Source organism: Mesorhizobium sp. M7A.F.Ca.US.006.04.2.1, from assembly GCF_004022915.1.
Lineage (GTDB): Bacteria > Pseudomonadota > Alphaproteobacteria > Rhizobiales > Rhizobiaceae > Mesorhizobium > Mesorhizobium ciceri.
Window position 1 is genome coordinate 1 of the sequence record NZ_RZQA01000435.1, and the last position, 5,344, is coordinate 5,344.

Here is a 5,344-nt window from a genome sequence, read left to right on the forward strand (position 1 = left end):
GCGGCGAGCAGGCCAATGGCCGTCGCCAGCAGCGCTTCGGCGATGCCCGGCGCAACCACCGCGAGACTGGTATTCTTGGAGCCGGCGATCGCCTGGAACGACGTCATGATGCCGATGACGGTGCCGAACAGGCCGATGAAGGGTGCCGCCGAGCCCGTGGTGGCAAGGAAGCCGAGGCGCCCTTCCAGCTTTTCCATCTCGCGGGTCAGCGCCAGGTCCATCGCCTTGTCGATGCGGGTTTGCAGGCCGAGCGGCGACTTGGCGCCCTTCTCGAAACTCTTCTTCCACTCGCGCATGGCCGCCACGAAAATGGCGCCCATGCCGGTGGTCTTGCGATCGGCGAGCGTGCGGTAAAGCTCCTCCAGCGACTGCCCCGACCAGAACACCTGCTCGAACCGGTTGAGCGCCAGCCGCATGCGGGCATAGGAAACCAGCTTGTCGACGATGATCGCCCAGGTCCAGACCGAGGCGCAGAGCAGGCCGATCATGACCAGCTTGACCACCCAGCTGGCCGAAACGAACAGCGACCAAACCGACAATTGCGCGCCCGGATCGGCGAGTGCGATATTTTCCATCGTTACGTCCTTAAGATTTTCCGGGCGAAGCTGGCGGCTGGCCCCTGGCATCCCTTGTGGTCGGTTCGCACGAAGCTACCGGAACAACCCCAAACTGTGCCGTTGTCGGCCTTTTCAGGGCAAATATTGGTGAAAGGAAGGCGTTCGATAACGCCAATCTTCACCAATCTCTTCATGAACCGTTATGGTTAAGGATGGGTTAGTATATAAGGCGCGGCGCATTGCCACGCCCGCACAGTTGTAACGCCATCATCCAAGCGCGAAGTCGGGATGGGTTGAGATTCAGGTCAGGCCGAGCCGAAAGCGGTGGTTTCCGAGAACCGGAGCGGAGGGTACCTGAAGTACCCGAGCACCGGAAGCGCAGGGAATCACCGTTTGCAGGCCGGCATCACCTGAATATCATCCCACCCGTGGCATGAATGCCGCCACCCATTCCTTGGGAAAGCGCCTTGGGCGGCCATTCTCGCCGATGATCGCCGCCTCGACCTTGGCCTCGACCAGCACCTCGTCGCCGCGCTTGAGCTGTTGCGCCATGAAGATGCGCGCGCCGGAAATCTCCTCGGTGCGGGTGTCGACGGTCAGGATGTCGTCGATCCGGGCCGGGCCGCGAAAGTCGATCTCTATGCGGCGCACCACCCAGACTATTCTTTCGCCATGCTTGCCGTCGGCAAGCTCTGTGTGGTGCACGCCGGTCAGCCTGAGATAGTCGGAGCGGCCGCGTTCGAAGAATTCGAGATAGCGCGCATGATAGACGACGCCGGAGAAATCGGTGTCGGCATAATAGACTCGCGCCATCAGCCGGTGGCCGAACGCCGTCAGCGCACCGGAAAGCCCGGCCAGCAGCGTCGCCGATTCACCATGATCGCCCATTGCGCTTCCTTTTTCAGCCCCGACGAGGCACCTGTTTCCCGCGTGACACAGCATCGGATGGCACTGTTGACGGCGATGATCAAGAGTTTGACGGCGACGCTGTTCGTGTTGGTGGCTTTGGCGCTGCCTGGCCAGACCGCGAAATTCTCGATGAAGCGCGGCCTCAATCTCGACCAGTGGGTCACCTGGCCCGGCGAGGACCAGTGGGGCGACGCCAAGGCCATCCTGCCCTATCCGGAGTGGCGGAAATTCCTTGGGGAGGACGACCTCAAGGCGTTGAAGGATGCCGGCTTCGATTTCCTGCGCATGCCGGTCGATCCATCGCCCTTTCTGTCCGACCAGACCGTGGCCTTGCGTGACGATCTCTATGCCAGCGTGCTGGACTCGGTGCGCATGATCAACCGCGCCGGACTCAAGGTGATCGTCGACATGCACCTGATCCCGGCCGGCGGCAGCCGCAAGATCGGAATGGCTGAAGTGATGGGCGACCCACGGACCTTCGACGCCTATGTCGAGATGGTCCGCAAGATGGCCCGCACGCTGGCCAGCGAAGATCCCGCCCAGGTCGCCTTCGAGCCCATGAACGAACCGATCGTCGACTGCGACAGCGATGGCACCAGCCTGTGGCCGGACCGCCAGCGCAAACTGTTCGCGGCGGCGCGATCCTCGGCGACGAAACTGACCCTGGTGCTGACCGGCGCCTGCTATTCCGCCGCGAGTTCGTTGGAAAAGATCGACCCGAAGACGATTCCGGACGACAACGTCATCTGGACCTTCCATTCCTACGATCCGTTTCTGCTCACCCATCAGGGCGCAACCTGGGCCGGAGACTTCATCCCCTATGTGACTGGCCTGCCCTATCCGTTGACCGCGGTGCCCAAGGCACAGCTCGACGTGACGCTCGACACCATCCGCGCCAGGATCAAGGCCGAGGCGCCATGGACGCGGCAAAGCGGCCTGCTTGCCTATCTTGACGAACAGGTCGCCAGCATGGACAGCCCCGACAGACTGCTCGGCTTGATGGATGCGCCGTTCGAAAAGGTCGAGGCGTGGGCGAGGGCCAACGGCGTCAAGCCTGGAAATATCACGCTGGGCGAGTTCGGCATGATCCGCCAGGAATACGGCAATTCCTATGTGATGCCCGCCGGGTATCGGGCCGCCTATGTCAGGGACATGATCGCGCGTGCCGAAGCACACGGCTTCTCATGGTCGGTGTGGAGCTATGGCGGCGCCTTCGGCATCGTCGATGCCTTCAACGGCGACAAGGCCGAGCCGGACGTGATGGACGCGATCAAATCGCTTCACTGAGGCGATCTGGATTAGCCAAGGTCGATCGACAGGATTTCCGGCCGCATCCCGAAACGCACCGGCAATATGCTGAAACCGAGCCCGCCGGAGACGATCAGATTGCGATCCTTCTCGACGACGTGGCCATAGGCGTAGCGGTTGCCGAAACGCGATGGCACGACCGGCGAATAGCCGAACAGCCGAATTTGTCCGCCATGGGTGTGGCCGGACAGGGTCAGCGAGACGCGCCACGGCACTTTCGGAAAAATATCCGGCTCGTGCGCAAGCAGGATGATGGGCGAGGTGTCGCTGACCTTGGCCAGCGTGCCGTCGAGATCGTCCAGCCCCGTGAAGCCGGCGCGGTCGCTGGTCGGCAGCAGTGCCAGCTGGTCGGCAAGCCCGGCAATCCAGACACCATGCCCATCCTTTTCCAGGCGCACGACATCGTTCTCCAGCACCGGAATGCCGACTTTCTCCAGGGCCTTGCGCGCTACGGTCGGGCCGGCCCCGGCGCGCTGCGCGAAGCCATCTGCCCACCAGTCATGGTTGCCGAGAATCGAGAGCACGCCGAGCGGTGCCTTGAGGTCCGAGAGGGCGGAGGCCCATTGCGACGGCGTCACCGGGCCGGTCACCAAGGGCATGCCGGCGATATAATCGCCGAGCAGGACGATCACGTCCGGCTGCAGGGCATTCGCGTCTTCGACAAGTGAGGCGATCCGCTCCGGCGTCATCCATGGCCGGCAGGCATGGATATCGGCAAGCGCGACGATGCGCAGCTTCAGGCCATCAGGCCAATGCGGCGGCGTTAGCGCATAGCGTTTCACATGCGTCAGCAGCATCGGCTCTATGCCGGCCGCATAGGCGCTGAACGCGGCAACCGACAGAACCGACCCGCCGATGAAGCGCAGGAATCCGCGTCTGGTGATCATTGCATGGCTCCGGCAAACCATCGGAGCGAGATTGCCCCGGGATGGCACCGCCACCAGAGCCGACGAATGCGCCGGCAAACCGGCGAAGCCGAGGATATTTTGCGCAGGCCGCTCACAGATCCTTCGTCGGCCCGGAACCTGCGCCTGATCGCCCGGCCGCTATTCTTCCTGGAACAGGTTGATCTGCTGCTGCGCCAGATCCTTCGGCGCGTCGAGGCCGAGATGGCGCCAGGCATTGGCCGTCAGCATGCGGCCGCGCGGCGTGCGCTGGATGAAACCCTGCTGGATCAGATAAGGCTCGATGATGTCCTCGATGGCATCGCGCGGTTCGGACAGGCCTGCGGCGATCGTCTCGATGCCGACCGGCCCGCCGCCGAAATTGCGCGCGATCATGCTGAGGTACCGGCGGTCGAGCGAGTCGAGGCCGAGCGCATCGACTTCCAGCCGGGTCAACGCTTCGTCGGCGATCTTGCGGTCGACATGGCCATCGCCGGCCACCGAGGCGAAATCGCGCACACGGCGCAACAACCGGCCGGCGATGCGTGGCGTGCCCCGCGCGCGCCGCGCGATCTCCAGCGCGCCGTCGTTGCCGAGCGGCATTTGCAGGATACGCGCGCCACGCCGCACGATCTGCTCCAGCTCCTCGACCGTGTAGAAATTGAGCCGTACCGGAATGCCGAAACGGTCGCGCAGCGGATTGGTCAGCAGGCCAAGCCGCGTGGTGGCGGCGACGAGGGTGAAGCGGGCGAGGTCGATCTTGACCGAGCGCGCCGCCGGGCCTTCGCCGATGATCAGGTCGAGCTGAAAATCCTCCATCGCCGGATAAAGGATCTCCTCCACCGCCGGGCTCAGCCGATGGATCTCGTCGATGAACAGCACGTCGCCTTCCTCGAGATTGGTCAGCAGCGCGGCAAGATCGCCGGCCTTGGCGATGACCGGACCCGAGGTCGAGCGGAAATTGACGCCGAGCTCGCGCGCCATGATCTGCGCCAGCGTCGTCTTGCCGAGACCAGGCGGCCCGACGAACAGCACATGGTCGAGCGCCTCGCTGCGGCTCTTGGCGGCCTCGATGAACACTTTGAGATTCGCCCGCGCCGCCGCCTGGCCGACGAAATCGTCGAGCGTCTGCGGCCGCAAGGTCTGCTCGGCATCCTCGCCGCGTTTTTCCGGTGCAATCAAGCGGGGCGACAGGCTCATGCCGCCTTCCTTGCACACGGCAAGGGGCTGAACAAGCGGCGGCTCACCGCGCAAGTTCCTTCAGCCCGAAGCGAATCAGCTTCGGCGCATCGGCATCCTCGCCCGCCGTCTTCAGCGCCGCCGCCACCGCATTGGCGGCCGTGTCGCGCGAATAGCCGAGATTGACCAGCGCCGAGACCGCGTCGGTGATCGGCGCGGATGCCACGCCGTCGCCGAGCTCCTGTTTCAGGCCGATGGTGCCCGAAGCGGTTCCGGCATAGGCCGGCGCCTTGTTCTTCAGTTCGGTGACGATGCGCTCGGCCACCTTCTTGCCGACGCCGGGTGCGCGAGAAACCATGGCGATGTCGCGCAGCGCAATCGCATTGGCGAGGTCGGCCGGCGCCAGCGTCGACAGGATGGCCAGCGCCACCTTGGCGCCGACGCCGGGAACATTGTTCATCAGCAGCCGGAACCACTCGCGTTCCAGCACTGACTGGAAGCCGTAGA

The 5,344-nt window shown here is 64.1% G+C and carries 6 protein-coding genes; 1 reads left to right on the plus strand and 5 read right to left on the minus strand.

The window, feature by feature from the left end; all coding sequences use genetic code 11:
• Both tolQ and ybgC read right to left on the minus strand, forming a co-directional pair.
• Positions 1 to 575 (minus strand): protein TolQ (gene tolQ / locus EN925_RS21725; RefSeq protein ID WP_128336906.1); only part of this gene is annotated, 575 nt, incomplete at its 3' end.
• Between the two features lie 399 nt (positions 576 to 974).
• On the minus strand, positions 975 to 1,445 hold the full coding sequence (gene ybgC / locus EN925_RS21730) for a tol-pal system-associated acyl-CoA thioesterase (RefSeq protein WP_127369597.1): 471 nt from the start codon (positions 1,443 to 1,445) through the stop codon (positions 975 to 977).
• Between the two features lie 57 nt (positions 1,446 to 1,502).
• Here ybgC and EN925_RS21735 point away from each other — a divergent pair, with 57 nt between their 5' ends.
• Positions 1,503 to 2,753, plus strand: coding sequence for a cellulase family glycosylhydrolase (locus EN925_RS21735; RefSeq protein ID WP_127369596.1), 1,251 nt, complete (start codon positions 1,503 to 1,505; stop codon positions 2,751 to 2,753).
• A gap of 11 nt (positions 2,754 to 2,764) precedes the next feature.
• Here EN925_RS21735 and EN925_RS21740 read toward each other — a convergent pair whose 3' ends face one another.
• The 3 genes from EN925_RS21740 to ruvA form a co-directional block, all read right to left on the minus strand.
• On the minus strand, positions 2,765 to 3,661 hold the full coding sequence (locus EN925_RS21740) for a metallophosphoesterase (protein ID WP_127388456.1): 897 nt from the start codon (positions 3,659 to 3,661) through the stop codon (positions 2,765 to 2,767).
• 159 nt (positions 3,662 to 3,820) lie between these two features.
• Positions 3,821 to 4,858 carry a Holliday junction branch migration DNA helicase RuvB gene (ruvB, locus tag EN925_RS21745; protein WP_063170357.1) on the minus strand — a complete coding sequence of 346 codons (1,038 nt, stop codon included), beginning with the start codon at positions 4,856 to 4,858 and terminating at the stop codon, positions 3,821 to 3,823.
• Between the two features lie 43 nt (positions 4,859 to 4,901).
• The coding region (gene ruvA, locus EN925_RS21750; protein WP_164894316.1) for a Holliday junction branch migration protein RuvA at positions 4,902 to 5,344 on the minus strand (443 nt) is incomplete at its 5' end.